Annotated in this window: 25 protein-coding genes and 3 pseudogenes; 5 read left to right on the top strand and 23 right to left on the bottom strand. The window is 40.7% G+C overall.

The window, feature by feature from the left end; genetic code table 11:
• The first annotated feature begins 213 nt into the window (after window positions 1–213).
• On the top strand, window positions 214–1,359 hold the full coding sequence (locus IQ259_RS22225) for a serine/threonine-protein kinase (protein ID WP_193888204.1): 1,146 nt from the start codon (window positions 214–216) through the stop codon (window positions 1,357–1,359).
• A 5-nt stretch (window positions 1,360–1,364) separates the two neighbouring features.
• Here IQ259_RS22225 and IQ259_RS22220 read toward each other — a convergent pair whose 3' ends face one another.
• The 8 genes from IQ259_RS22220 to IQ259_RS22185 all read right to left on the bottom strand — a co-directional run bounded on the left by IQ259_RS22220 (window position 1,365) and on the right by IQ259_RS22185 (window position 6,171).
• Window positions 1,365–2,117 (bottom strand): metallophosphatase, encoded by a 753-nt coding sequence (locus IQ259_RS22220; protein ID WP_193888203.1) that lies wholly within the window; start codon window positions 2,115–2,117, stop codon window positions 1,365–1,367.
• A 93-nt stretch (window positions 2,118–2,210) separates the two neighbouring features.
• Complete coding sequence (locus IQ259_RS22215) at window positions 2,211–3,020, bottom strand: metallophosphoesterase family protein (protein ID WP_193888202.1); 810 nt, start codon at window positions 3,018–3,020, stop codon at window positions 2,211–2,213.
• Complete coding sequence (locus IQ259_RS22210; RefSeq protein WP_193888201.1) at window positions 3,017–3,790, bottom strand: GTP-binding protein; 774 nt, start codon at window positions 3,788–3,790, stop codon at window positions 3,017–3,019. Before IQ259_RS22210 ends, IQ259_RS22215 begins: the two co-directional genes overlap by 4 nt.
• A gap of 259 nt (window positions 3,791–4,049) precedes the next feature.
• A complete protein-coding gene (tsaB, locus tag IQ259_RS22205) occupies window positions 4,050–4,700 on the bottom strand; it encodes a tRNA (adenosine(37)-N6)-threonylcarbamoyltransferase complex dimerization subunit type 1 TsaB (protein WP_193888200.1) in 651 nt (216 codons plus the stop codon).
• Window positions 4,701–4,823: 123 nt separating this feature from the next.
• Window positions 4,824–5,156: a type II toxin-antitoxin system RelE/ParE family toxin gene (locus IQ259_RS22200; RefSeq protein WP_193888199.1), complete on the bottom strand. Its 333-nt coding sequence runs from the start codon at window positions 5,154–5,156 to the stop codon at window positions 4,824–4,826.
• Window positions 5,153–5,413 (bottom strand): type II toxin-antitoxin system ParD family antitoxin, encoded by a 261-nt coding sequence (locus IQ259_RS22195; protein WP_193888198.1) that lies wholly within the window; start codon window positions 5,411–5,413, stop codon window positions 5,153–5,155. The genes IQ259_RS22200 and IQ259_RS22195 overlap by 4 nt, the downstream gene beginning before the upstream one ends.
• Before the next feature lie 71 nt (window positions 5,414–5,484).
• On the bottom strand, window positions 5,485–5,778 hold the full coding sequence (locus IQ259_RS22190) for a WD40 repeat domain-containing protein (RefSeq protein ID WP_193888197.1): 294 nt from the start codon (window positions 5,776–5,778) through the stop codon (window positions 5,485–5,487).
• A gap of 144 nt (window positions 5,779–5,922) precedes the next feature.
• Entirely contained in the window at window positions 5,923–6,171 is a 249-nt protein-coding gene (locus tag IQ259_RS22185) for a Ycf34 family protein (RefSeq protein ID WP_193888196.1), read from the bottom strand.
• Between the two features lie 86 nt (window positions 6,172–6,257).
• On the opposite strand from IQ259_RS22185, the gene IQ259_RS22180 reads away from it, so the two are divergent.
• The 3 genes from IQ259_RS22180 to IQ259_RS22170 all read left to right on the top strand — a co-directional run bounded on the left by IQ259_RS22180 (window position 6,258) and on the right by IQ259_RS22170 (window position 8,717).
• Window positions 6,258–7,529 carry a CCA tRNA nucleotidyltransferase gene (locus tag IQ259_RS22180; protein ID WP_193888195.1) on the top strand — a complete coding sequence of 424 codons (1,272 nt, stop codon included), beginning with the start codon at window positions 6,258–6,260 and terminating at the stop codon, window positions 7,527–7,529.
• Between the two features lie 182 nt (window positions 7,530–7,711).
• Window positions 7,712–8,329, top strand: a complete 618-nt coding sequence (locus IQ259_RS22175; RefSeq protein WP_193888194.1) for a hypothetical protein — start codon at window positions 7,712–7,714, stop codon at window positions 8,327–8,329.
• On the top strand, window positions 8,322–8,717 hold the full coding sequence (locus IQ259_RS22170) for a type II toxin-antitoxin system death-on-curing family toxin (RefSeq protein ID WP_193888193.1): 396 nt from the start codon (window positions 8,322–8,324) through the stop codon (window positions 8,715–8,717). The genes IQ259_RS22175 and IQ259_RS22170 overlap by 8 nt, the downstream gene beginning before the upstream one ends.
• A 237-nt stretch (window positions 8,718–8,954) precedes the next feature.
• Here the strand turns inward: IQ259_RS22170 and IQ259_RS22165 are convergent, their stop codons facing one another.
• A complete protein-coding gene (locus IQ259_RS22165) occupies window positions 8,955–9,908 on the bottom strand; it encodes a Rieske (2Fe-2S) protein (RefSeq protein ID WP_193888192.1) in 954 nt (317 codons plus the stop codon).
• Between the two features lie 136 nt (window positions 9,909–10,044).
• Between IQ259_RS22165 and IQ259_RS22160 the strand changes: the two genes are divergently transcribed.
• Window positions 10,045–10,668: a TetR/AcrR family transcriptional regulator gene (locus tag IQ259_RS22160; RefSeq protein WP_193888191.1), complete on the top strand. Its 624-nt coding sequence runs from the start codon at window positions 10,045–10,047 to the stop codon at window positions 10,666–10,668.
• Between the two features lie 92 nt (window positions 10,669–10,760).
• Here IQ259_RS22160 and IQ259_RS22155 read toward each other — a convergent pair.
• The 14 genes and pseudogenes from IQ259_RS22155 to priA form a co-directional block, all read right to left on the bottom strand.
• Window positions 10,761–12,133, bottom strand: a pseudogene (locus IQ259_RS22155) (glycoside hydrolase 100 family protein).
• A gap of 207 nt (window positions 12,134–12,340) precedes the next feature.
• A complete protein-coding gene (locus IQ259_RS22150) occupies window positions 12,341–12,928 on the bottom strand; it encodes a DUF2459 domain-containing protein (RefSeq protein ID WP_193888190.1) in 588 nt (195 codons plus the stop codon).
• Window positions 12,929–12,952: 24 nt separating this feature from the next.
• Window positions 12,953–14,281, bottom strand: coding sequence for a ferric reductase-like transmembrane domain-containing protein (locus IQ259_RS22145; protein WP_228014701.1), 1,329 nt, complete (start codon window positions 14,279–14,281; stop codon window positions 12,953–12,955).
• Between the two features lie 28 nt (window positions 14,282–14,309).
• Window positions 14,310–14,438 (bottom strand): annotated as a pseudogene (locus IQ259_RS22140) (Fe-Mn family superoxide dismutase); the annotation flags it as partial.
• A gap of 24 nt (window positions 14,439–14,462) precedes the next feature.
• Window positions 14,463–14,813 (bottom strand): annotated as a pseudogene (locus IQ259_RS22135) (phage holin family protein).
• A 270-nt stretch (window positions 14,814–15,083) separates the two neighbouring features.
• Window positions 15,084–15,728, bottom strand: a complete 645-nt coding sequence (locus IQ259_RS22130; protein WP_193888188.1) for a hypothetical protein — start codon at window positions 15,726–15,728, stop codon at window positions 15,084–15,086.
• A 164-nt stretch (window positions 15,729–15,892) separates the two neighbouring features.
• A complete protein-coding gene (locus tag IQ259_RS22125; protein WP_193888187.1) occupies window positions 15,893–16,837 on the bottom strand; it encodes a M48 family peptidase in 945 nt (314 codons plus the stop codon).
• Between the two features lie 34 nt (window positions 16,838–16,871).
• Window positions 16,872–18,017: a universal stress protein gene (locus IQ259_RS22120; protein WP_193888186.1), complete on the bottom strand. Its 1,146-nt coding sequence runs from the start codon at window positions 18,015–18,017 to the stop codon at window positions 16,872–16,874.
• A 134-nt stretch (window positions 18,018–18,151) separates the two neighbouring features.
• Window positions 18,152–18,751, bottom strand: a complete 600-nt coding sequence (gene kdpC / locus IQ259_RS22115; RefSeq protein WP_193888185.1) for a K(+)-transporting ATPase subunit C — start codon at window positions 18,749–18,751, stop codon at window positions 18,152–18,154.
• Between the two features lie 26 nt (window positions 18,752–18,777).
• Window positions 18,778–19,026: a potassium-transporting ATPase subunit F gene (locus tag IQ259_RS22110; protein ID WP_193888184.1), complete on the bottom strand. Its 249-nt coding sequence runs from the start codon at window positions 19,024–19,026 to the stop codon at window positions 18,778–18,780.
• A 69-nt stretch (window positions 19,027–19,095) separates the two neighbouring features.
• Window positions 19,096–21,195, bottom strand: a complete 2,100-nt coding sequence (gene kdpB / locus IQ259_RS22105; RefSeq protein ID WP_193888183.1) for a potassium-transporting ATPase subunit KdpB — start codon at window positions 21,193–21,195, stop codon at window positions 19,096–19,098.
• 123 nt (window positions 21,196–21,318) lie between these two features.
• Window positions 21,319–23,004, bottom strand: a complete 1,686-nt coding sequence (kdpA, locus tag IQ259_RS22100) for a potassium-transporting ATPase subunit KdpA (protein WP_193888182.1) — start codon at window positions 23,002–23,004, stop codon at window positions 21,319–21,321.
• Between the two features lie 400 nt (window positions 23,005–23,404).
• The gene (locus IQ259_RS22095; RefSeq protein WP_193888181.1) at window positions 23,405–24,700 is read right to left on the bottom strand and encodes an NAD(P)/FAD-dependent oxidoreductase; all 1,296 of its coding nucleotides are present in this window, start codon (window positions 24,698–24,700) and stop codon (window positions 23,405–23,407) included.
• A gap of 24 nt (window positions 24,701–24,724) precedes the next feature.
• The coding region (gene priA, locus IQ259_RS22090) for a primosomal protein N' (protein ID WP_228014700.1) at window positions 24,725–26,006 on the bottom strand (1,282 nt) is incomplete at its 5' end.

Raw genomic sequence — 26,006 nt, 5'->3', positions numbered from 1 at the left:
CAATTTATTGACGGTGGTGCAGACTTGTCGCCGTCAAGGTAAGTCTGTTGTTGATTTTTTTGCACAAGCTCTAATTGCTGACTCTAATAATTCTCAGTTTCGCCCTTCTTTACTTCCTCAATATTAGACCTGAATCCTTACCTTTTAACGACAATAAATTCTCTTCGGCTCAGGACAAGGCACAATAAAGACAGGTATCCTTCAGTCAGCAACATGAGCTACTGCCTTAATCCCCGTTGTCTCAAGCCTGAAAATCCTGCTGATGTTAACTTCTGCACAACTTGTGGTTCTAAGTTGTTCCTTAAAGAACGCTACCGCGCCATTCGGCCGATAGGACAAGGTGGTTTTGGCAGAACATTTTTGGCGGTAGATGAAGATAAACCATCAAAACCGCGTTGTGTAATTAAGCAATTTTATCCCCAAGCCCAAGGTACAAACACAGTAAAAAAAGCTGTGGAGTTATTTAACCAAGAAGCAGTGCAGTTGGATGAATTGGGTAAACATCCGCAAATTCCCGAACTCCTAGCATATTTCACTCAAGATGATAGACAGTATTTGGTACAAGAATTTATTAATGGGCTAAATTTAGCGCAGGAGCTATCACAAAATGGTACTTTTAGTGAAACGCAGATTTACGAATTATTAAATGATTTATTATCAGTATTAAAATTTTGCCATGAAAGACAAGTTATCCACCGCGATATTAAACCAGAAAATATTATTTTACGTGAGCAGGATCGCAAACTAGTTTTAGTAGATTTTGGTGCTGCTAAATCTGCAATTGGCTCAGACTTAAATCGCACTGGCACTAGTATTGGTAGTCCTGAATATGTGGCTCCCGAACAAATCAGAGGTAAAGCAATGTTTGCCAGTGATATCTATAGTTTGGGAGCTACTTGTATTAACTTATTAACTGGGCGATCGCCATTCGACTCCTATGATACTAACCATGATACTTGGGTTTGGCAGCAATATTTAAAAGCTCCCGTTAGTAATCATTTAAATCGTGTTTTGAATAAGATGCTAGAAAGTATCCCAGCTAGACGCTACCAAACCGTGGATGAAGTTCAGCAAGACTTAAATCAACACTCACCAGTACCCAATACGCAACTGATATCTGTAAAACCTATTATTCAACTATCACCTACTTTACCTCCTACCGTTGTTAGCAACACACCTAGCCAAGTTGATTTAGAACTAGAGGAATTAAAAACTCAATTTATGGCTGGAAAATCTCAACCAAATCAAGTACAGCCACCAAATCCAACATTTCAGCCTACTAGTAATAGCGAAATAGATAAAGAGTTAGAAGAATTAAAAGCTAAATATTTGGGTAACAATAACTCACAAAATCCATAGAAAGATTATTTTCTGAGATGTCTCTTACGCTGGCTTTGAAATCCCTTACTATCGGCGTAATCTACAGTCTTAAATTCCACTTGATTTGTGCCAGGATTGTAAAAAGTATAAGTAGCTTGACCTGCTGTGCGTCCCACATTCCCCACCCCAATTACTTGACGCGGTGTAACGGTAACAGTCTGTGAAGACATTTGGTTATCAAGAGTAGTTAGTCCACTAGTAATAGAGCCAGCTTGCAGTTGATACTGAAAAGTTAAACCAGAACGACCGCAAAATAAATTATTCGCTTGCATCCGCGACAGTCTATCAAGCATTTGAATTGGGGGAGTTTCTGGGGTCAATTCTTCGTCCACACTTACCGTTGAACCGTGGATTAACAAGCAATCTAATTCAAAAAAACCAAAATCGAGCGATCGCAACCATTGTACTGTCTTACGAGAGACACATTGCCATAACATCTCAACAGTATCACCGCCATATTTTGCTATAAGTTCAGGAGCATCCCCAGTCGCAGCGACTCCATGCAGAATAAAACACTGTTCTTCCCACCATCCCTTGCAAATCAGGGGTTCTAATTCTCCCCGACGAGGGTTAAGCACTCGTTCTATTAATTTCTCGGCTTCTGGTCTTGGCCCCACCAAATCGCCCAAAATATACAAAGCTTCTACTTTATCACCATGACGCTTAATGTCTGCCATCACAGCTTCATAAGCCGCCAAGTTAGCTTCTATTCCACTTAAAATTGCCCATTTATTCATAATTTTTTTAACGCAGCGAAAAGTTCTAAGGACGGTTTCCCTACGTAGGAAACTTTTCAAGACAAAGGGACGCGGAGGAAGAGGGTAGGGGAATTACCTTGTGCAAACATGAGTCGGGTCATCTGCTCGTTCTGCATACTCCAACCCATGTGCTAAACGCCAAGCAAAAATCGCAGGTAATCCTTTTTCGATAATCGCCGCACAGGTTTTTTGATAGTCGTAAGAGACTTCCCGCAGTTTAATTTCTTGACTATCGGTGTCGTAAATCACATAAGTAGCGTTCGGTCGCCCATGTCGGGGTTCTCCGACTGAACCTACATTCACAATTCGTTTGAGAGGCGATGCAAAGCTGATTTGCTGTGCATTTTCCCCTCTACCAACACTAACTTGTAGCTGACCAGCATCAAGAGTCCGGGCATAAGGTACATGAGTATGACCGCAAAAAAGTACATCTGCATCTGTGGAAAGTACTCGCTCTAGTGCCACAAAAGCATCCAGTTCAGGTAACAAATACTCATGGTTGTTATGAGGACTACCGTGAACAAAAGCTAAATTCGCTTCTTTGAGGCTGTAGGGTAACTCGGCTAAAAATTCGCGGTTTTCTGGGTTAATTTCTTTATTAGTCCACTCATGAGCCTGTATTCCTCTTTTTTCGGCTAATAAAGAGGGATAACTACAATCGCAAGCGTTCAAACCTTCCACAATATCCTCATCCCAACAGCCGACGCAGGTGGGGATATCTAAAGCACGAATTTGGGCGACTACTGCATTGGGATGCGGCCCATATCCTACCAAATCGCCAACACAAAAGATTTTTTCAGCTTTTTGCTGGTCAATATCTAGTAATACAGCATCCAAGGCTTCGTAATTGCCATGAATACATGAAATGACAGCTATATTCACACTGTTTCCCCTTCTAATAAAATCTCTTTTACTTGTTGTTGATATTGCACAATCGCAGCGTCAGATAAACAGCAATCTGATAAGGTTTGTTTTAAAACTGTTTCATCCAAATTTTTACCCACCACTTCTAAACCACTGAAACGCTGGGGTCTACCTTCTAAGTGGCGTGGTAGGTCTAATTCCAAAAAGTCTGTTTGGGGAACGCCAGCGACAAAATCACAATAAAGTGACCTTCCATCATTAACATCAAAAATTCCTTTAGCGCGGGTGACAATACCGTAGGCATCGTGGGTGATTTCGTACCAAAATTCTTCTAGACTGTTTTCGTCAATAACTTGACCGTTGCTTGCTACCCGCCATAAAGTTTTAGTAGTACTGGTTTGGCTTGGTGCGCCGTGTACAATTTCGTTCGCCCAAGCATGGTATTCGGAGTCTTTGCAGTCTGGTGGTAGAACTGCTATGGCACGGTAAGTTAGATTATCTAATATTTGTGCGATCGCTCCCAACTCCAAGTAAAACCCCAATTCGATGTAAACTGCATCTACTTGAGGTATTTGGTTGAAAAATTCAACTTCCTGACCATCACCAAAGACTTGCATACCAGGAAATTCTGTAGCGATGCGGGTTTGGTCAATGGGAACATTCCCATTACCAGGGGTGAAATAAATTAGTTTTTCAACAGAGGTAATATTTTGTATTTGTTGACAAATCCAGGTAGTTTTTCCAGCCCCAGATGAGCCAGCAACAACAATAATGTTCGGTATAGCCATAAACATATAAATTTGGGTTTGAATTTGGTGCAGTTAATTGAGTCATAAGTAGTCGGACACAATAAAATTCATGGGTGGAGATAGGTGACAGGTTACAGGCTTCCGCCGTGAGCGTCAGCCGAACGGTTAGAGGTTACAGTCAAAAATTTGTGTAATTAATTCTGCCTGATTACTTAGGAGAAAAGAACTGACCATACTTCAAAATAATGATAATCGTTATCATAATAGCGCAAAAAAAGTTTGACGTTGACCTCCATAACTAAATCTCTACTGGATGTTGCCCATAATAAGGCAAAGCCTCTGACCAATCAGGACGTTTCTCTTGTTGCCATTCTATATAGGCAAGTTCCAAAATACTTGTTACAGTTGCTGCTAACCCAGATTGTGCTTGAATTAGCTGATAATCAGTATTCCAGTTCGCTAAAGTGTCTTGCCATGCTTCTGTTGTCAGTACTGTATCGAGAAATAAGGCTGTGATTCCAGAAGCGTCTGGTAACAATTGATAAATAGCACCAAAGACTTTACCTCGTTGTGCTGGCATTTCTATGGCAATTACTTTTTGATTATCGCTTTTTTGTGACCAAGCGATCGCAGCTAAAGTTGAAATCGCAAATACAGGAATATTTAACTGTTGTCCTAAAGTGCGTGCGGTGACTACACCAATACGAGTCCCTGTAAAACCGCCAGGCCCTTTAGCAACGGCAATAAACGCCAAATCTGACCAAGTTTGTGGTTGAATAAAATCAATTAAATATTGATGTATATAACTAGATAAATCACGCCCCAAATTCCAGACATTTGAGCGAGTTTCACCAGCAAAATTACTAATAGCTAACCCTAATTCTGGTGTGGTGGTGTGCAGTGATAAAGCGTATTTATTTGCTGGAAAATTGGTTAATAGCGATGTCAAAGTGATTAAGTATATTAATTTTATTAGAGTTGATGTAATATTTATTTAACCATAACATAGTAGTCCTAAAGCATTCGTGAACAATAATATCCCCAGGGCAACCGCATCTAAATATGGACAAAGTTAAAACTCTTCGTCTAATTCACTAAGCACATCTGCTAAATCTCTTGCTCCATGAAATACCCGAAGAATCTCAATAGTAGCATTCTGAAAAGAATAAAAAATCAGGTAATCTGGAAAATCTTTGATGCGCCATTGTCTGATTTCTCCCAATCTTGATACCACCAACTGCGTTACTTTTCCTATACCAGGAGTCTTTTGCAACTGAGCAAACGTCATTTCCGCAGCACTTAAGAATTTAACTGCTACATCCGCATTTCTATTTATCAATAAATAATTTGCCAGATGTCGCAAATCTTGCGTTGCGCGGTCTTTGACAATTAACCGATAGTTCATTTGTTGTTTGCGTTATCCATGCTGTTCTGACCTAAAACGGTAGAACGCAAATTCTGCCAATATTCCGGTGTTACTTCCTGCCCTTGAGAATCAATACCTTCTTTCAAAAGTGCTTCTAACTTCGCTTGTGCTTTGCGTTTTTGGTCTTGGTGTACTAAATCTAGAAAATATTCGCTCATGCTGCTATAAGCACCTGCAATCATCTGCGCTTCTACATAAACTCGCACCTCATCAGGCATGTCAATACTAATATTCATCACTTTCAAGGATTACTACCCTTTTTATTTTAGCTGACAGTCGCTACTAGCTCATGTACAAACCATAAAAACTAATTATCTCGCCAAATTTTAATACTTTCATCACCACTTCCATTTACCAAAGTATGTCCATCTGGGCTAATTGCCAGCGAGCGAATTCCTGCTGAATTTCCCCCAGCTTCTCCTGTTTTACCAACAATACTTTTTACTCCTTTTCCTGCACCTTGTCCAAATTGACGAAAAAACGTTACTATACCACCGCCAATTCCTCGTAAAATCGGACTCCAAAATTCATACCCTAGAGGAGAATTTACATTAAACTTATTGATACCTTCGCTTCTAGATGTCTGTGCTAGTGCGTACATAATACCAGCCTTATAGATTTACGTATCTTGTAGTTGGTGTAAATTAGGCTCAACTTAACACTTCATCGTGAGCGAAGAAAAGCAATCACAAGGCTCCTGCGATTGCTTCATTTCGCTTCTCTCCATTCGCAATGACATTTTGCATCAAGTTGGTACAAGTTCACCTGGACGCAATTTTGCCCACTTACCCATTTCTTGCTTAAAGCTGAGACAGCCAACAACATCCCATTCCATTTCAATGACATCCTCCTTGGTGCGGATGTTGACATTGATGGAAGGTTCATTCGGATCAAAAGTCGGGTTTTCAGTTAAATGAGGTTGTTGGTGTTGCGCTTCTACGGCATGATAGGTTACACAACGGTCTACGTAGTGGCAGTTCACGCAAATACACATAACACAAGCAACTCCAGGAAGCTTTATTGCTAATCTAGCGTAAGCACAATGTTTCTTCACTAACTGTCGGGTTGATTTTTATTACAATGTACAGTTCTGTTAGTTCGATTCTCGCGCCGGAAAAGTGGCCTTTTAGCTTGGAATGGTTACCAAAACCAGCTTACATGGTAGGTGGTGCGGTGCGGGATGCCATGCTTGGCAGAACTCGTGAATATTGGGATCTTGATTTTGTGATACCATCTGATGCGGTGAAGGTAGCTAGAGCGATCGCTAAACATTATCAAGCTGGTTTTGTTTTACTCGACGCAGAACGCAAAATTGCCCGTGTGGTATTTTCTCAAGCAACAGCTGATTTTGCTCAACAAGAAGGCGATAGTTTAGAGACTGACCTGCATAGACGGGATTTTACCGTGAATGCGATCGCCTATAATCCCCACACTCAAGAAATCATCGACCCACTGCAAGGTTGTGCTGACTTACAACAGCGTCTATTGCGGATGATATCACCAGACAACCTCGAAGACGATCCTTTGCGGTTAATGCGAGCCTATCGCCAAGCCGCCCAACTGAGTTTTACCATTGAACCAACTACCCAAGCGACAATTCGCGCTTTAGCATCACGCCTTTCTCAAGTAGCAGCAGAACGAGTACGGACAGAAATTGGTTATCTCTTAGCTAGTCCCCAAGGTACTCCTTGGTTAGCTAATGCAGGGAAAGATGAGTTACTCGCGTCTTTCTTTAAACACGCTACAGCCGCAAGCTTTCATCAACTCGCGGCTGTTGATACAGCAGCCACCATACTCGCCAAAAATTGGCAGCAACTAAGTGTAGAATTACAACAATACTTGCGTGACACTATTAAAACTACCTGGTTAGGTATAGCCAAACTAGCTTGTCTTGTAAATTCTCATCCCGAAGTTGCAGAAATCGAGTTACAAGCACTAACTTATAGCCGTGCAGAAATTCGTGCCGTTACCACTGCTCTTAAACTGTTCCCGCAGTTAAAATCTAGTAATATGTCTTTGCGAGAACAGTATTTTTTGTTCCAAGAAGCTGGTAATACATTTCCTGCTGTAGCAGTATTAGCTGTAGCACAAGATACTTTGGTAGGGGCGATGTCAGGCGACAAATCGTTATTGGTTTACTCACCTTTGATCAGCCGCTACCTTCACCCTGATGATCTGGTCGCTCATCCCACTCAACTAGTAAGTGGTAAAAATCTAATGGTAGCATTAAATATTCCTGCATCGCCAGTTGTGGGGGAACTACTGACAGAAATAGCCGTCGCTCAAGCTGAGGGGAAGATTGCAACAGCAGAAGCGGCCATAGAGTTTGCACGCCAAATCTTGGAGGGTTAAGCTTTTTAACGCGAAGGTACGCTGAGGTTAATGCAACGTTACGCGGAGTATCGCTAAGGTAAACGCGAAGGTACGCAGAGTTTTTGCTCTGATTTTATGCAATTTTTGGGAAATTCCGTTAAATTGATTTTAGAGAAGGTAGCTTATCTTATAAGCCAGGTACAAAAAAGATGGTAAACAGCTTGATTCTTCCGCAAGAAACAATTACCAGCTTTCAGGAAAGGATAAAAATCCTGGAAAAATGCCTAAATAGTGCTAACCCACAAGATGAAATAATTGCAGAAATAATTGAGTTGGAAAATAGTGGGTTGATATCCCTCAGTAAACTTATAGAGGATGTAATACAGCTACGGTATAAACTGAATAAAGTTATTAAGCTGGTTAACAAATTGAAGGAAAACCCACAACCAGATCAATTATCAGTTCTACTTTTTGTTAGATATAATTTTCTAATTAAAGAAATTTTAGATCAATGCTCTGAGTTTAGTTTTATAAAAAACAATAAACTTAGAGAAGTTTTTATAGACCTTATTTTGGCCGCTCTAAATACATACAAGATAATTAAAAAAGAAGCTTCTTCCTTAACCTATCCACAGGATGAGACATATACTTTAGCAGAAACTAGAAAACACGTAATAAAATCAATAATTAAAGTTAGTGTACAGTTTGATGTACTCACTGAAGACTTTGTTAAGTCATTAGATATAGAAGAAGATATTACCCCTAAAGAGTCAGAAGCTATGCTAATTTCTTTAGCATCTACAAAAAAATGGGATTGGGTATATAGAAATCTTGCATAGTCCTAAGTTCATTGAAAAACAAGATGTGCTAAGTATACATAGTAAGCAGATTAACCTTTATGGTGGCTCACTGGGTATACGTGATGAAGGCTTGCTAGATTCAGCTATTTATCAACCCCAAGCCACTTTTGGAGGAGAGCTTTTACATTCTACAATTGTTGAACAAGCAGCAGCATACTTATTTCATATCAATAATAACCATGCTTTTGTAGATGGTAATAAGCGTACTGCTTTTGATGTTATGGTGACATTTTTGAATATGAATGATTATGAACTGAATATGTCACCAGAACCAGCGTATGAATTAACAATAAAAGTTGCTGAAAACAAAATAAGTAAAGAACAGTTAGTTGAATTTCTGAAAGATTATATTACAGAACTCATTTAGGTTTTACATCAGATGCCATTTGTATCTACTTTGCACTAAATTTTAACTCTAATATTTTTAGTACCAAATGAATTGTGTAGAGACATTGCATGAAATGTCTCTACAACGACTTGGAAATTACATCTTCTTAAAGAACCGATATTACCAATTTTCAATTTTTAAGGCAGGGCAATATCTAATATTTTTTCAAAGACAGCAGTGAAAGAATTTTGCATATAAACAGCTAATCATTCAGTCTTACCAATCATGATATAGCTTTTGAGCATGAAACATAATTTCCTCATTTGGTAGCCGAATCTTTGCTCTCTGCCGAGGATAAGAAGTTTCAATGGCGCGTGTATCCTGTTCCACAACTGTTGTGACTGCACTTAACATTGAACGTCTCAACAATGGTAAAATAACTGGATGTTTGGGTTTGCTGTAAACCAAGACAAAAGTTTTAGTTTGATTTTCCGTTTCTGGATACAACACATGCACTTGCAAAATTTCTCCGAGCAAGAAAGAGGTGCGAAAGGTTGTGAGTGCGGGGAAAGCATACTCTAAAATTCCGGTGTAGGTTTTAGGTGCAGTCAAAATAACAGGATTACGGAGAATATCATTCCAGGTACTATCTTCACGGTCTAGTTCTTGCACAACCTTAGCCCAATATCCATCTTGCTCAAACACTGGAATACGATTGGCTTTGATGCCAAATAAGTCCCGATGTGTGCCACTCTGATGATTGTAGTCATAATTAATGGACAAGTTATCTAAAAAAGTCCCACCAATACTTTTTTCACCTGCTACACCAACAAAGCTCATGCCTTCGCTCACTTTGGAGATGAGATTTGGTACGGGAATTTTCGGAACATAACCACCATATGTCCAAATACAGTCATCTTTGATAATCAGTTCCAAAGGATTTGTTAGGGGTTGGTTTCCCACTTTATCCGACTGATACATTCTTCCTTGTCCGTCAAACTCCAACGCATGGAAAGGACAGGCGATTGTACCTCGTTCTTGACAAATCCAACCATCAGACAGAGGTGCTTGCATGTGAGGACAAACATTATCGAGGGCGAAAATTTCACCTTGCTGATTTTGCCACAGGACATAATCTTGTCCGTTGAGCGCAACTTTATAAGGTTTGTTAATTCTTAGCATGGAACGATGGGCAATTAACCACGGTGCGCCAGGAAGAATCGCTGTCATAGAAGTCTCCTAATCAGATATGTGGGATGATGGCGATCGCGATCATCCCGAAAGCATTAATTTAAAATTGTGACAAAACTTTCATGTTTGATTTAAAAATACGACAGATTATTCATATTTGTCAAGAACTATAGCTATGAGCCAACCTGAGCCAACACTAATGCGCCGTCAACCCAAGCAAAAGCGGAGTCAGCAACGGGTTGAGAAAATACTCCAAGCAGCAGCAGAAGTTTTTGCGGAAGTAGGTTATGAAGCAGCAACTACCCATATAATTGCGGCGAAAGCAGACACGGCTATTGGTTCTCTATATCAGTTTTTTCCAGATAAACTGGCTATTTTTCATGCACTAGAAGCACTGCACATGGAACGGGTGACAGCAATTAACGCTGAGATATTGCAATCACTAAACAAGCAGCATTCGTTAGCAGAATTTATTGATGGTATGGTGGATACCTATGCCAGATATTTTCAAGATCCCATGTCACGCGTTGTCTACATGCAATATTTTGTTGCACCAGAATTATTTGAACTGTTTAACGACAAGTTTAACGAGCAATTGGTACAACAATTAGCTGCTTTTTTCCGCAAGTGGAACCCAGACTTAGCCGTAGAAAAAAGTGAACTCCTCGCAGAAACAGTTCACCGCACTTACAACGCTTTACTATTGAATGCTCTAAAACAGGATGAGAACAAACGTCAAGCTCTTTACGCAGAACTTAAAGCACTGCTGGTTGCATACTTGACTTCTTACACATTGTGATATCCAGCGACAAGCTCTTTTCTGCAAACGTTAGCGAAAGTCTCTCGCGGAGAAGGCGGTTTGTTATTGTAAGTCCTGACTTAAAAATTCATTTATTCCATATCAAAGCTAAGTAATTCTAAGTATATGGGATTTGAAATTAGCTCTTTTGCTACTAAAAAACCAGAAAAAGTCCAAGTTTGATATTTTCTGGCTTCTTTGCCAATTAATCGACCATTTTTGCCATCATAATATTCTGGCCATTTATCTTCAAATAATCTATTTTCTACAACACTAATGGCTTTATGGGCAATTTCTATACGATTTGTTTTTTGTGCTGCTGCTATCAGTAACCAGAGTAAAACTGGCCAATTTCCACCATTATGGTATGACCAAGGAGTATTCTTAGGATCGCATCCTGTAACAATTTGCCATTCTATCCCTTCAAGTGCTGGAAAGCAGATTTTCATCGGCATGTATCCCACTAAATCATCCCAGCGTTTCTCAATTAAATTCATAATACTTTGAGATTCTTGATTACTGGCTAAAGATGTGATAATAGCCATTAAGTTTCCCAAAGTAAAAAAACGAAAATCCATGCGCCCAGAACCGAGATTACCTACTAAATAACCGCCATCATCTGGTATCCATTGAATTAACCAAGCAGGTATAGAGTTAGCATAAATATTAAATTTATTTGCTACTTCTTTACCAAATTCATCACCTTTAAAGCGATAAATTTCATTTAATCGATTTAGATCAATCCAATAATATTCTCGTAGATGATAAGTAAGGGGTGCTAAACGTTGATTTATTTTATGAATACAGGAAGCGTTATCATCATTTGGCAAAAGAAGTTCTTTGGCAGCGCGTAAAGTAGCATAAAACAGCACTTGAATTTCTAGAGGATGTTCATATACACCCATACGGCGGTCAATCATAAAAGCGCCATCAGGAACTAACATTGTTGGATACATAGCAAATCGATGGACAAGGCACATTTCTAAAATTAGCTTGATGCCTTGTTGAAATTCGGCTTGATGGGCAAGTGAAATATCGCCCGTAGATTTGATTTGACATAAGCTCGAAGTAAGATAACCCACCATAAGCAAGAATCAATAGGTGGAACTTTAGCGATCGCATGTTCTCCAAAATCGGCAGTCAAATACTCTTCACCATTTTTTGACACTACTTTGAAACTGGCTGGCATTAATCCTGCACCAGGATGGAAACAGTCTATGTGAGGTTCATGACTCTGTAATTTCAGCGTTTCTATTAAAAAATTGCGGACAATTTCTGGTTTACCATTAATCAAAAAAGCCAGTGCCGATAAGACAAAATCGCGAATGAAACATTGGTCATAATTTACTGCTTGTAACCCTGGTTCTAATGCTGCTACTGTTCCAATAGGATGATTATGATAATAAATAATTGACTTTTCTAGTAGTGTCCAAGCTTCTGCAATTAAATTATTTTTTGGTTTCATTTTTTGCATAATCTCCTTGATAATTACTACTTCTCTATTTGTGCTGAAAAATAGGAATATGTGAAATTCTGCTCTGTGTATTTGTTTCTTCTGGTGTTGGACGATATTGTAACCAGGCAAATAAAGCCGCAGTTCCGAGAAAAATAAAAGTTATTGTAGCGACAACTTGCAGCATGATACTGTAACGCATAAAAAAATAAATGTATATTATGAATGTTTTACCTGAAAATTAGCCCACATCACAAAACCATAAATTTGGCAATCTAAACTTTTTAGCCACTTAACAATTTCGTGATTGCTATTGTGGAATAATGTATATTCTTGATTATCTTTGACTAAGGTTAAACCTGTTTGGAAATTTTCGATGCTTGTTGCCACATTGCGATTAAAACGTTCATCTAATAATTTCAGTAATTGAATTACTTTCGTTTGCGATATTTCTAAACTTAATAGGCTGTGATCGTGTTGTTGAATTATCTGCTGAAGTTCGGCGATATTGCTAAATTTTCGTCTACCGAGAGTGCCTTGAGTTGGTAGTAAAAGTGCCGCCGCTCCATTTCTCAAGTCCTGCTGGTTTAACGCAAAATAATTCCAATCACCGTAAGCATACTGGATTAATTTACTGTTGCCAGTGGGTAAAACTAGTCTGGAATGCCAACCATAGTCTGTGACATAAATTGTCACTGCCTCAACAGGGTCAGCAGGCGGTACGATGATGGCGGGAGACAACACCCAAACCAATAAGATAGAAACAATTACTACAGAAGCAAACTTGGCAACACGACATAAACCCATAACTGACGCATCATGCTAATTGAGTTAAACAAGATCGAAGTGTTCCATGTGGATATTAGTTACAGGTACTTCCAGTTCGTGCAGCGCTTTCTCTACCTGATCCATCATTTTTGGTACAGCACAGATAAAGTAATTTCGAGTTGCAGGACGCTTAGGAATATAGCGTTTCAGCCGTTCTTTATCAACATATCCACTTTCCCCAGACCAATCCTCTGGAGGTTCTTTAATCACATGAATTACGGTTAAGTCTAATTTATCCTTCAGTTCTTCAATTTCCTCCCGATAAGTTACATCTTCCCAAGTCTTATTTGCATATATAAGTAGTAATCTACGTTCATCTTTGCGTTCTGCTAAGGTAACAAGCATACTCATAATTGGTGTGATACCAATACCGCCAGCAATAAAAACAAATCCAGCTGTATTTTCATAGCGGTCTGTGGTAAAAACTCCATATGGGCCATCTATAAAGGCTTTAGTGCCAGGTTTGACATCTTTTATTGTGTTGGTAAAATCTCCTGTAGCCTTAATACCAAATTCAATGCGATCTAAATGTTCTGCACTAGAAGCGAAAGAAAATGGATGTTCCCGCATTCTAAACGGTGAGATTTCTAAAGTCAGCCAAGCAAATTGACCAGGTTGAAAATGTATTCCTGCATGTCCTCTGGGACGCAAAACCAAATTCCAAACATTCCCCCGTTGAGGGATGACCTCTTGCACTAGATAGGATTTTTTGAGCATAAAATAAGGTTTAACCAAGCGGACATAAATCAGCAACCACAAAGCCGCTAGGGCAATACCAGTCCAGATAACTGCTTTCCAAAACAGTCCCAGGTAGTTACCCACACCCAAGGCATGTCCTAAACCAAATGCCAAAATAATCACCGCTAAGATGCCATGAGCTATCCGCCAAGGTTCGTAGGGAAGATTCAGCTGCTTCCGCCAAATGGAAGTAACCATAATTGCAATGAGCGCCAAAGTAGCAATAACTGCTGCTCTAGCTCTCCACGGTGCTTCAATAAAATTCAATAATTGCAGTGTCTCTGGGTTATCAATGAACAGAATTATGGGATGAACCAGGATGAAAAAGAATGCAACTATTGAGGTGTAGCGGTGAAATTGCAGAATTAAGTCAACACCATATGAGGCTTCTATACGGTTAATGCGGGCAGTTAGGGCAAATTGCATTGCCATCATTGCTAAACCGATAAAACCCAAAGCAGCAGAAAATTCCAGCCAAAAACTACGTCCATTACTTGGTGTAGGTGGGTATAACAGTAGTATCAATAGAGGTAATAGGATAATGACAATATATGCAGCTATCCAAAATGCCCCTATGACTACGGGATTTTTCATCAATAAGCTTCTCATAGAGGCATACCTCCTAGCTTTGTTGTTGTGATACGGCTTGCACTCTTCTATTAATTTCCGGCCAGTTCACCACATTCCACCAGTTATTGAGATATTCAGCGCGACGGTTCTGATATCTCAGGTAATATGCGTGTTCCCACACGCCGTGGAATATTCGCTGTTTTGCTCAGGTAAGCGGTGCTATGAGTCTCAAAAGAATAGAATTAATTATTGCCAAAGCAAGTGAGCCAAGCAAAGCACTGCAAAAGCCTTATCTTAAGTTAAACTTAGGCACTATAGCAGCTAATAAACTAAAGATAATTGAATTTAGAATAAAGAAAAATAAGCCTAAAGTCAGAATAATAAATAGCAAGGTGAATAAGATTAAAACCGGGAACAAGAGTGCATTCAATATCCCAAAAACTGCGGCGGTAATTAAGGCTTTACCAAAATTGTCTATTTCTACTCCTATCGGTAGTCGAGAAATAATCAAAAAGCTGATAGCTGTGACTAACCAAATAATTATCAACCCAAGCATAAGAAAGACTCTTTATCCGTGATATCTTCAGTTTCAACTGAGTAAGTTAATATTTTCAGTATTTGGGATAAATGTGAATAAGCAGCGTCTCCTAGAACACCAATTCAGTAATGCTGAAAGAACCTCTCCCCCTGCCCTCTTTGCGTCGGAGAGGGTAGAGGGCTAGGGGGTTAGGTTTTTGATTATTGAATCGATGCTCTAAAGAAGAAGAGGTTTTTGAGAGAGAACTACCAAAAAATCATTTCGCATTTATGCAACGCCCTTTTTGGTTTACTGTTTATATGCTTGTCGTAATGCGATCGCTTCTGCAACAATATGTTGGGCGCTCAATCCTTCCTCATCCATCATGCGTTGCAAAGTTATACCAGTCTGCTCTAAAGGCTCATGAATTGGTGGAATTTGACAATATCTACCACCATTTTTTGTCCGTCGCCAAATACTGGGTTTTTTATCCCGTGCTATTTTGGGTGTACGCTGCTTTTTAATCAAGGAACGCACACTTTCTTGATTGATAATGCTTAAATCTAGTAGCTGATTAATGACTTGTTGGTACTTTTTGCTGTTTTCTGCTAATTGATAGATGGTTCTCGGCTCAATTTGGGCGACATCCTGAGGCGAAAATTTCTCAAACGCCGCTGCAATCTTTAGATATCGCTTTTCTTCGCCTTGCCAACCGTATTCTAATAGTAGCTGTTTGTAGTCTCGTAAAGAAAGTTGTTTCTTTTGTTCAGCTAACCAAAAGGCATGATGCAGAATTGCTTTAGTAACATCAGCCAGCCTTTGAAAAGCCGAACTTTCGACGTTAACGCTCTTTGAGTGATGAGCTTTGTATTCAGTAGATTGCTCAAACTTAGATTGGGTGATTGTTTGAGAGTTCACTTGGGTTGCAACTATACCCTGTAATGGTGTCATCATAGTATTGATCTCGTTTAAACTTCGCGTCGCCGAAGTGTCGTTCAGAGGTCTGTAACTAGAACAATTGTACTACTAAAATCATCATAAAAAACCCCAAACATACTTAAATTTGGAGTGAAAGGATGAAACCTCGATAGGGTAGGATTTTCCGAGGCGAAAGTTTTTTATAAACTCCGATTAGATGTTAATTTTTTTAACCATCCATCTGCTTCTGCGTATAATTTAAACTTTTTCTCATCAGTGCGAAATTCCGTGGTGTGAACCATTCGTTTACCATTCACCCACTTTGTGCCGTGGTGTTTATGGAGTAATTCGTGATATAAAACAAACCCGGCAACAAATTCTGGGACATTAGCACTATCAAGGGTTGTACTAATAACTACCCTATCCCTAGCTGGCTCATAGTGTCCGAATTTACGGTAGGTTTTGATTTGGCTCCATACAAGCCGTGGTTTGACAAGATGAGCGGCAAAGTATTCGTAATTGAGTTTGTCAAACAATTCATTTAAATTATAAAAATTACCTTGAGGATTTTCTGCAATCGCTTCCGTAATTAAATCCAAATCGAGGAGAACAGAACTATATTCTTCTGAACTAGCAAATGCTCGAATAAGTTTGGTACTTTCTTTACTTTTACCAAAAAGAGTACATTGCACTAATGCTTGTAAAACTTCTTCAGACGCATTAATAAAACCTTCGTTAATCTTGAGCAAAATAACTTCACTAGACCTTTTACCTTGGTATAATCCTGCTAAATTGGTGAATGTAATCATGACCTTAACTACATCTTGACCGTGTGCTGAGAGAATTTGTTGAATTATTTGTTGCACGCGATAAGTACTATTTAGGTGAAGCTGTAGGTTTTGTTCGTCTGTGAGAAACTTGAACCAAGAATAAATTTGACGAGATGAATTAGTGAGGTTTGCTGGTGTTATTTGTAGCTTAGAACAGATATTTTCAATTGTTGTTACTGTTCTAGTTAAAATGTGGGTTATTTCTTGAATTTGATCAGTGTTTGGTGTGGGGTTAGAAGCTAAATTAAAAATATTTTCTAAGATAGTATGTTGTTGAACTTTGATGTTCTTAATGCTGATATTCTTAACTTTCATGACAACAGATTGTATATTTTTAACTGAGCAATGCTCAGATTTTAGCTGAAGATTGTTTGTCACTAGCAATAATATGTATATCGATGTTTTTTAATAAGCGAACCAATTTTTGGGTTAACGAACCTTTGATTAAGATTTGCCAGCGCGATCGCTGACTCTCTCCAATTACAATCTGAGTAATGCGGTATTTCTCTGCAACTTCGGCGATCGCTTGGGCTATGTTACTATTGGTGACGCGAATAAAAGTCCCGGCAAATTCTTGACACAGCTTTTCACAGTTGTGTATGTGTAAGGTTTCCTCCTTACTCAAGAAGCGATCGGGATCAGCAACAAACACAACATAAAGCGGCGCATTCATGTAATTGGCTAATCTTGCACCGCGGCGCAGCAATTGTAGTGAATTGGGATAAGTAGATATACAGACTAAAACTCGTTCATGGATGTTATAAAATTGCCCATTAGGAGTAGATGCGATCGCATCTTCTTCGATGTTATCGGCTACCTCTCGCAAAGCCAATTCTCGTAAAGCAATCAAGTTACGGCGCTGAAAAAAGTTATCTAATGCTTGTTGAATTTTTGGTTGTGCGTAAATTTTCCCTTCTAATAGCCGCTCTTGGAGAGTTTCTGGTGTAACATCTACTACTACAACCTCGTCTGCTTCTTCTAAAATCCTATCAGGGACACGCTCTCGGACAACTACTCCCGTAATCCTTGCTACCAAGTCATTGAGACTTTCCAAATGCTGCACATTCATTGTCGAGTAAACATCAATACCAGCAGCCAAAATTACTTCTACATCTTGGTAGCGCTTTTCCCGTAAAGAACCAGGGACATTAGTATGAGCGAGTTCATCAATTAACACTAATTGTGACGTAGATGCGTAGCGGCTTGTCGTCAGACATCGCTGTAAAATGGACTCTGTATCCATTTCCGTCAGCGTCAACCCACCTCTAGAAATTTCCTTTCGGGGTATGATTTCTAACCCCTCTGCTTTTTCAGCCGTTTCTTTACGTCCGTGAGTTTCTAACAACCCAATAATTACATCAATTCCTTCCTGTTTGAGCGCTTTACCTTCTTCTAACATGCGGTAGGTTTTCCCCACACCCGGAGCCATACCTATAAAGATTTTATGTTTCCCTCGGCGTACTGGATAAATAGCAGGATTAGTGTTATTTAACATGATTGCCTAAATTTATCGCCAAAACTCTGCCTATCTTTGCGTTTACCTCCGCGTTCCTCTGCGTTTAAGAAAGACTATAATCTATGAATACTAAAGCATGAAATTTATTATTTCATACTTCACACTTCATTTCACTAATTAAGCTTACGATTAATATCTTGCAAATCAAGTGCATAATTCAAGCGCAGAACATTAATTCCTGGCTCACCAAAAATCCACAAAAATCTGCCATCAGTGTACTTATTAAGTAAAGGTAAGATTTCATCTTCTGGGATACCACGCGCACTAGCCACCCGTGACAATTGCTGCCTGGCTGCTTTCAAAGAAATATGTGGATCTAAACCGGAACCAGAAGCATAGATTAAATCTTCCACTGGTTGAATACTTTGTTCTTGGTATTGATTTGCTTGCTCGATAACGCGGTTGAGCAACTCTGGATTGCTGGGAGCGAGATTACTAGAACCAGATATACCAGTTGGTCTAGCCTTTCTGCCTTGGCTATATCGTACTGTACTAGGACGACCTTGAAAATAGCGATCGCCTGTGAATATTTGACCAATTAAAGTCGAACCGATGGGCTTATCTTCTATATTCACCACGATACTGCCATTGGCTTGAAAAGGAAAGAAAGCTTGACCGATAACTAGGATTGCTAAAGGATAAATAAGTGCTGTTAGCAACCATAATATCAAAGTCATCCGAATTGCTCTGAGAGTTTCTCTAATAATTACCATAATAAAAAGTTCTGAGGGCTAAATTTCTAAAAGCGTTCTGGTTGAAAAACAACAGCAAATAAGTAAATTATCAGTCCCAGAATTACTCCTCCTAAAACGCCATATGCCCAAGTAAATTGAATTTGTAATGTGCTATTGGTAGCCGCATAAACTACACGAGAAATTCCTAAACTTAGGCACATTACAATAAACATTACAAGCAGAAATTTTTGTTTCCGCCATTGTGACCAAATATAGGCGATCGCCTGCATTAAATCCATCTGCTCTTTATTCATATTTCTCTGAAAATTTCCCCTAATAACAGGGAAAAAATTAAAAATTTTATTCTTTTGCCTTTTACCTTTCTAAGCCAACCCCACTGCTGTAATCAACATATCTATCAACTTAATGGCAATAAATGGTGCAATCACCCCACCTAAGCCATAAATTAAAATATTACGTTGTAGCAATTGATTAGCTGTCAAGGGTCGAAATTTCACACCTTTCAAAGCTAAGGGAATCAAAGCGGGAATAATCACAGCATTATAAATTAATGCCGATAGCACAGCCGAATTCGTGCTAGTCAAATTCATAATATTTAGGCTTTGCAGATTAGCAGCTGCAAAAATTACTGGAATAATTGCAAAATACTTAGCAATATCATTAGCGATCGAAAATGTTGTTAATGCCCCACGGGTAATCAGCAGTTGTTTACCAATACTTATAATATCGATGAGTTTGGTGGGATCAGAGTCTAAATCTACCATGTTGGCTGCTTCTTTGGCAGCTTGAGTCCCCGTATTCATTGCCACACCAACATTTGCCTGTGCTAGTGCGGGAGCATCGTTAGTCCCGTCGCCTGTCATGGCTACCAGTTTGCCTTCTGCTTGCTCGCGTTGAATGACGCTGATTTTATCTTCTGGTGTGGCTTCGGCAATAAAATCATCCACACCGGCTTCTTGGGCGATTACAGATGCGGTAATGTGGTTGTCTCCTGTGAGCATGACAGTACGCACACCCATGCGGCGTAACTGGGCAAAACGCTCACGAATGCCAGGTTTAACAATATCTTTTAAATAGATAACACCATAGATTTCCTGATCTAGGCAAACTGCTAAAGGTGTGCCTCCTTGTTGAGAAACTCGCTCATAAGCAGCATCTAGTTCCAGGCTATCTTGGCCGTTACGGGAAAGAACAAACCCTTTAATTGCTCCAACTGCACCCTTGCGGGCTTCCCTTCCATTGGCTAAGTTTGTGCCACTCATGCGGGTTTTGGCAGAGAATTCTACCGCTTCGGCGTGGTTGGGATCAAAATCCAATCGTGCGCCCAATCTTTCTGCAAGTCGAGCAATGGATTTTCCTTCTGGTGTATCGTCAAATATGCTGGCTATTAAGGCAATATAAGCCACATCCTGCATAGAATGACCGTTAATTGGGATAAATTCTTCTGCTAAACGGTTGCCGAGGGTAATTGTGCCGGTTTTATCTAAAATTAGGGTGTTGACATCGCCGCAAGCTTCCACGGCTCGTCCAGAGGTGGCAATGACGTTAAATTGAGCGACTCTATCCATACCTGCAATCCCAATGGCACTAAGTAAGCCACCGATGGTGGTGGGAATCAATGCCACTAATAAAGCGATTAAAATTGGCACACTAATAGGACTTTGGACGTAATAAGCGAATGCTGGCAATGTAGCGACAACAAACAGAAATACTAAGCTTAAAACTGCCAGTAAAACTGTCAGGGCGATTTCGTTTGGTGTTTTGCTGCGTTCTGCCCCTTCTACTAAGGCAATCATCCGATCAATAAAGCCTTTGCCGGGATCTGCGGTGATGCGAATGATTAATTCATCGGAGATGATGCGCGTTCCACCTGTGACGGAACTAGCGACATCTGAGCCTGATTCTTTGAGAACTGGTGCAGACTCTCCAGTGATGGCTGATTCATCTACCGAAGCGACACCCATGATTACTTCCCCATCGGCGGGGATGGTATCGCCAGCGACAACATATATATTGTCACCTTGTTTTAGGCTAGTGGAAGGAACCTCTGAAATTGAGCCATCGGGGGCGAGTTTTTTAGCTGTTGTCTCTGATTTAGTCGATCGCAACGCATCGGCTTGGGCTTTACCACGTCCTTCGGCTACAGCTTCGGCAAAGTTAGCAAACCACACTGTAAAAAATAAAATCCCTGTAAGTATACCGTTGAACAGTTGGGGATTTCGCTGTTGGGTGGGGCCAAATAAGTTGGGAGCAATCGTGACGGTTAGGGTAATGAGTGTGCCAACCCACACCAAAAACATCACGGGATTTTTGATGGCAGCTTTGGGATTCAGCTTGACAAAAGCATCCCTGATTGCCCTGGGGTAAATTCCTTTAGTATTAATTCTCGCTTGTTTACGGGCTTGGCGGCGATCGCTCGGACGCGATCTTTTAGATTTAGGGGTAGGTGCCACGGGGTTCATATTAGGAAGGGGGGCAGGGGGCAAAGGGAGCAGGGGAGTATTAAATACTCAGCACTCAGCGAGAAGTTGCAAGGAGGGTTTCCCTCCGGGCAAACTTCGGTGACTTTCAACTCAGCACTCTTCTTAGCTACCAGATGCTAGTTTAAATCCTTCGGCGATGGGGCCTAAGGCTAAAACGGGAAAAAATGTCAATACCCCTAAAATTAAGACTATGCCAGCTGTAACTGTGGTGAATAGGAGTGAGTCAGTTTTGAGTGTTCCCGGTGTTTCTGGTACAGTTGGTTTGCGCGACATACTATCAGCCAGCAAGAGAATGGCAATAATAGGGATATAACGCCCTGCAAACATGCTGAAACCTGCGCTTAAATTCCACCAGAGGGTATTGTCGGCTAATTTTTCTAAGCCAGAACCGTTATTGGCTGCGGCTGAGGCATATTCATAAACTACTTGAGAAATACCATGAAAGCTTGGGTTGGTAATTCCTGAGAGGGAAAAAGGATAAGCTAAGGCGATCGCGCTGGGAATTAAAATCATGATGGGGTGAACCAACAGCACGACGCTGGCGAGGACGATTTCTCGCTTTTCAATTTTGCGTCCTAAAAATTCTGGGGTACGCCCCACCATCAACCCAGTTAAGAAGACGGTGAGAATCAGGTAAATAAATAGGTAAGCTGTACCTGTACCTTGTCCTCCCCAAATAATCTGCACAAATAAGTTAAATAATGTCACAAACAATCCTTGGGGCATCAAGGAATCGTGCATCCCATTCACAGCACCAGTCATTGTGGATGTGGTAGTAACTGCCCACAGTGCTGTTTGGATTGCCCCAAATCTAACTTCTTTACCTTCTAAATTCGGCCATTCTGCTCCCACAGCACTATTTATGAGGGGATTTCCTTGCAGTTCTCCACTGACTGCAACCCAAACAAGAATCACGAAAGCGGTAAAAACCATCCAAAACAGCAGCCAAGCTTGTTTGAGATTTTTGGCGAATATCCCATACACAAAAATCATGGCTGCGGGTATGGAAATCATGGCGATGATTTCGATTAAATTAGTCGCACCATTGGGATTTTCAAAGGGATGGGCAGAATTCGCTGCAAAGAAACCACCGCCGTTTTCACCCAGCATTTTAATCATCTCAAAGGAAGCTACAGGGCCTCTGGCAAGATATTGGGTACTTCCCTCGATGGTTTCTACAATCAGTGTTTTGTCTATGGTTTGCGGTACGCCTAATAAGACGAGGGCGATCGCACCAATTACCGAAATTGGGAGTAATATCCTCGTAATGCCACGGGTGAGATCAACATAAAAGTTACCCAATTTTTTACTTGTTAAACCGCGAATGAAAGCAATCCCCACCGCTAACCCCGTACCAGCCGAGGTAAACATCAAAAAGCCTAAAGCGGCTACTTGACTGAAATAACTCAGGGTTGTCTCTGGGGTATAGTGTTGCTGATTGGTGTTGGTGACGAAGGAAATCACGGTGTGCAGTAATATATCCCAACGCGGTGCAAAAAAGTCATTGGGGTTCCAAGGCAAAAATTTTTGATAACGTATCAGCACCCCAACGAAGATAGCCATGATCATGTTACTGAACAGTATCGCCCGGATATACTGCCAGCCTGTCATGTCATCTTTGCGCTTGATACCCGCTAACAGGTAAATGCTGCGTTCTATGGGGTTCATTAAGGGATCTAGCAGCGTTCTTTGTCCCATAAATACACGCGCTATGTATCTTCCCAAAATTGGGGCGATCGCTATGACAATACACAGCGTCAAGCCGATTTGTAAAAAACTTTGTCCCATTTATTTCGCGCTCAATTTAATTTAATACTCGAAAGTTAATTATTTTTAGATATAAGAGTGAACTATTTGGCGATTAGTTTGTGAGCAATTTGGCAGTATTTTACTGAGTTTCAATACATCTATCTCGACTTACTCTGTTCATTCACTACAATTTTTTAGTGATTTTTTAAAGTTTCTGTCAAGAATGTTTAAATTTTATCCGTTTTAAACGCGGAGTAGCGCTGAGGTAAACGCTAAGGTACGCAGAGTTTGCGTTATAAATTTATTCAACTAAGTAGAAAGGTGCAAATAAACCGAACTATGTAACGGAAAGTAAAGTAGATTGAAAACCTCTTCCCTTCTGCCTTCTGCCCTCTGCCTTGTCATAACGACAATTTTTAACACCGACCTACTTATGTACTTAGTTAGATAAAATGCTGTGATTTGATTTTTTAACTCTAGATATCCAATCTTGATATAAGTTTAAAATTTCGGAGTAAGAAAGTTTACCTTCAGCTACAAGTTCAAATAATGAAGGTAAGAAAAATTTCGGCAAGATTGGATGCAAATATTTACTCAGATTATTCCTCAATAACAACTCAAAAAATAGCTTTTTCGAGTTAGGGAAAGCATAATCACTTAGTTCCACTAAAGCATTGCCATCGGCTTGACGATGATTTGTAAACTGTTCTACAGCTACAGGCAAATCATCAGCACATTCATCCAAAATTTGATCAAAAATCACCACGTCTTCTAGTGCTGCATTACAGCCTTGACCAAGAGCAGGTGAGACTGCATGAGCCGCATCCCCCATCACCATTAAACTATCGCCATGATGATAACGGTTACAGCGCACTGTTGGCACTCTAGATACAGGTCTATTGACAAAATCTCCGGCTTCTGTTGAGGGAATTAAAGGTGCAATTTCTGGGAAATTTTGATGGAAATAGCTGAGTACTTTTTCTGTGGTAGTTAGTTCAGCAATTGCTTTGTTCTGGTGAGGAAAAACCACGACACCACTCAGACTTTTGTCTATCTGATACACCAATAAAACGTTTGTACCGTCATCCAGCCGCCAAGAGTGGACTTTATCTGGTTGCCATTTGTTGCCTAATTGTTGATCTGGATTTGGTAAGAAAATAGATTTGTAGTCATTGGGTGCGTATTTTTGTTCACATTCAAAATTGTCTGTGTCTAAAAAACTCTCTCTAATTACCGATCGCGCTCCATCTGCACCTATCAATAAGTCATAATCAAAAATTATCTCGGCTTCAGGTTCAATTTTTTTAAACTTCACCTGCTTGGCGGTAAAATCTACTTGGGTACATTGATGGTTAAAGTGGATGTTGACGCGATCGCCTTTTGTGGTTAACTGTTCTAATAAGCTTATTACCAAGTCAGTGCGGTCAAGACTCCACGTTTGATACCGTCGATTAATTACCCGCATTTTGCCATTACTTTGGTGAATGACTGCTCCGTTTACCTCTAAACTCATAGCTTTCACAGCTGCTTCTAATCCTGCAATTTGCTGCAAAGCATTTATTCCTCTTTGGCTGAGGACTATAGAAAAGGTGCGCGACTTTGAGAATGAGATGGTTCGCGGATCGCTACGGAAATCAAAAATATCGATTTGGTATTTTTCCTGACGGCGCAATAGGTAGTGAGCTAACAACAGTCCACAAGGGCCAGCACCAACGATCGCTACTTTTTTTACCATAATTCCACTCACCACGCCGCAACTTCATAATATATTCACTGGATCAACATCAATCGTCAAGCTGACACGATCGCAACATAACTCTCTAATTTCCTCCCAATCGGGTAACTGGGGTAATTCATCAGGATTAAATTTCAACAAGATTTGCCAACGGTAACGGTTCGCTACCCGCATCACCCCCGCTGGTGCAGGTCCAAGTATTTCAAATCCTTCTTTACTACTCAAGGTTGTGGCGATGATTTGGGCTGTATTCTGCACTTGTATGGGGTCAAGGCTGCTGAGACGCAATAAAATTAACCTACCGTAGGGAGGGTATTCTAAGTCTTGGCGTTGTTCTAATTCGGCTTGGCAAAAAGATTGATAGTCGTGGGTGCGAACTGCTTCAATTACTTGATGTTCTGGGGTATAAGTTTGCACTATCACTCTCCCTGGTTCATCACCTCTCCCCGCACGCCCCGCTACTTGGGTGAGGGTTTGAAATGCCCGTTCACTGGCGCGGTAGTCTGATAAATGCAGCAGTCCATCAGCGGAGACAACGCCCACCAGTGTTACCTGTGGTAAATCTAAACCTTTGGTGAGCATTTGCGTCCCCACCAATAAATCTGCTTCGCCGTTAGCAAACTGAGTTAATAGGGTACGGTGTGCGCCTTTATTGCGGGTGGTATCGCTGTCAAAACGGATGCAACGCAACTGGGGAAACTGTTTGGCTAATTCCTGGGTAACGCGCTGAGTCCCGCTACCAAAGAATTTCAAATAAGGGGAACTGCAATCGGGGCAGTATTGCGGATGCGATCGCCCATAATTACAGTAATGACACCGCAATAATTGGGGCGCACCTTCTTCTGTATGGTGATACGCTAACGACACATCACAGTGCGGACATTCCAACACATACCCACAACTGCGACAAGACACAAAGGTACTATGTCCCCGGCGATGAATAAATAAAATTCCCTGTTGTCCTTTTTCTTGCAATTGTCCCAAAGCTTCTTGCAAGGCGCGACTAAAAATTGACCGATTCCCCTGCTGCAATTCTTGGCGCATGTCCACTACTTCCACCGGTGGTAATGGGCGGGAGTTGATGCGTTCTGGTAGTGATAGGTAGTGAGTGCTGTTAGCGGTAGCGGGGCGTTCAGCCCGTGCTGTTAGCGGTAGCGGGGCGTTCAGCCCGTGCTGAGTGCTGTTAGCGGTAGCGGGGCGTTCAGCCCGTGCTGAGGAGCCAGCGCCGTGCGGGGGTTCCCCCAGTTGAGGCGACTGGCGTTGCTGAGTGGGGGAAGAATTCTCCTCTACCTCCTGCCCCCTGCCC

Origin of the sequence: Fortiea sp. LEGE XX443 (assembly GCF_015206815.1) — a bacterium.
GTDB lineage: Bacteria > Cyanobacteriota > Cyanobacteriia > Cyanobacteriales > Nostocaceae > Nostoc_B.
Note: the sequence above shows the minus strand (reverse complement) of the source record. Positions and strands in the feature narration are given on the sequence as shown.

Bases quoted from the DNA above. Each gene is read 5' to 3' on its own strand.
- IQ259_RS22225 (WP_193888204.1), top strand. From the start codon at position 214: ATGAGCTACTGCCTTAATCCCCGTTGTCTCAAGCCTGAAAATCCTGCT.
- IQ259_RS22220 (WP_193888203.1), bottom strand. From the start codon at position 2,117: ATGAATAAATGGGCAATTTTAAGTGGAATAGAAGCTAACTTGGCGGCT.
- IQ259_RS22210 (WP_193888201.1), bottom strand. From the start codon at position 3,790: ATGGCTATACCGAACATTATTGTTGTTGCTGGCTCATCTGGGGCTGGA.
- IQ259_RS22200 (WP_193888199.1), bottom strand. From the start codon at position 5,156: ATGAACTATCGGTTAATTGTCAAAGACCGCGCAACGCAAGATTTGCGA.
- IQ259_RS22195 (WP_193888198.1), bottom strand. From the start codon at position 5,413: ATGAATATTAGTATTGACATGCCTGATGAGGTGCGAGTTTATGTAGAA.
- IQ259_RS22190 (WP_193888197.1), bottom strand. From the start codon at position 5,778: ATGTACGCACTAGCACAGACATCTAGAAGCGAAGGTATCAATAAGTTT.
- IQ259_RS22185 (WP_193888196.1), bottom strand. From the start codon at position 6,171: ATGTGTATTTGCGTGAACTGCCACTACGTAGACCGTTGTGTAACCTAT.
- IQ259_RS22180 (WP_193888195.1), top strand. From the start codon at position 6,258: ATGTACAGTTCTGTTAGTTCGATTCTCGCGCCGGAAAAGTGGCCTTTT.
- IQ259_RS22165 (WP_193888192.1), bottom strand. From the start codon at position 9,908: ATGACAGCGATTCTTCCTGGCGCACCGTGGTTAATTGCCCATCGTTCC.
- IQ259_RS22160 (WP_193888191.1), top strand. From the start codon at position 10,045: ATGAGCCAACCTGAGCCAACACTAATGCGCCGTCAACCCAAGCAAAAG.
- IQ259_RS22150 (WP_193888190.1), bottom strand. From the start codon at position 12,928: ATGGGTTTATGTCGTGTTGCCAAGTTTGCTTCTGTAGTAATTGTTTCT.
- IQ259_RS22145 (WP_228014701.1), bottom strand. From the start codon at position 14,281: ATGAAAAATCCCGTAGTCATAGGGGCATTTTGGATAGCTGCATATATT.
- IQ259_RS22130 (WP_193888188.1), bottom strand. From the start codon at position 15,728: ATGATGACACCATTACAGGGTATAGTTGCAACCCAAGTGAACTCTCAA.
- IQ259_RS22125 (WP_193888187.1), bottom strand. From the start codon at position 16,837: ATGAAAGTTAAGAATATCAGCATTAAGAACATCAAAGTTCAACAACAT.
- IQ259_RS22120 (WP_193888186.1), bottom strand. From the start codon at position 18,017: ATGTTAAATAACACTAATCCTGCTATTTATCCAGTACGCCGAGGGAAA.
- kdpC (WP_193888185.1), bottom strand. From the start codon at position 18,751: ATGGTAATTATTAGAGAAACTCTCAGAGCAATTCGGATGACTTTGATA.
- IQ259_RS22110 (WP_193888184.1), bottom strand. From the start codon at position 19,026: ATGAATAAAGAGCAGATGGATTTAATGCAGGCGATCGCCTATATTTGG.
- kdpB (WP_193888183.1), bottom strand. From the start codon at position 21,195: ATGAACCCCGTGGCACCTACCCCTAAATCTAAAAGATCGCGTCCGAGC.
- kdpA (WP_193888182.1), bottom strand. From the start codon at position 23,004: ATGGGACAAAGTTTTTTACAAATCGGCTTGACGCTGTGTATTGTCATA.
- IQ259_RS22095 (WP_193888181.1), bottom strand. From the start codon at position 24,700: ATGGTAAAAAAAGTAGCGATCGTTGGTGCTGGCCCTTGTGGACTGTTG.